Below are 591 nucleotides of genomic sequence, written 5' to 3'. Positions count from 1 at the left end.
GTAGACCGGCATCAGCGGCATGCCGACGACGTTCTTCTCGGTCTTGCCGGGGCCCGCCCACTGGGTGTGCTTGTGGTAGAAGACCAGGATCAGGTGGGCGACGAGCAGGCCCAGCATGATGCCCGGGATCAGCAGCACGTGGATGGTGAAGAAGCGCGGCACGATGTCGTGGCCGGGGAACTCGCCCCCGAACAGGAACATCTGGATGTAGGTGCCGACCAGCGGGACGGCGAGGATCGCGCCTTCCATGAAGCGGATGCCGGTGCCCGAGAGCAGGTCGTCCGGCAGCGAGTAGCCGAAGAAGCCGTCGAACATGCCCAGGACGAGCAGCAGGAAGCCGAAGACCCAGTTGATCTCGCGGGGCTTGCGGAACGCGCCGGTGAAGAAGACGCGCATCATGTGCACGAGCATCGCCGCGACGAACACCAGGGCGGCCCAGTGGTGGATCTGGCGGACCAGCAGACCGCCGCGCACCTCGAAGCTGATGTCGACCGTCGACGCGTACGCCTCGGACATCGGGATGCCCTTGAGCGGGATGTACACGCCGTCGTAGATCACCTCGCCCATGGAGGGCTTGAAGAACAGCGTCAG

1 protein-coding gene is annotated in these 591 nt (G+C 65.1%); it reads right to left on the bottom strand.

Annotation, left to right across the window (positions count from 1 at the left end):
• Window positions 1-591: cytochrome b (locus tag PUR61_RS18380; RefSeq protein WP_329879988.1), on the bottom strand; the 591-nt coding region annotated here is incomplete at both ends.

The sequence above is a fragment of the Streptomyces sp. BE20 genome (assembly GCF_036322525.1).
In the GTDB taxonomy this organism is placed as follows: domain Bacteria; phylum Actinomycetota; class Actinomycetes; order Streptomycetales; family Streptomycetaceae; genus Kitasatospora.
Note: the sequence above shows the minus strand (reverse complement) of the source record. Positions and strands in the feature narration are given on the sequence as shown.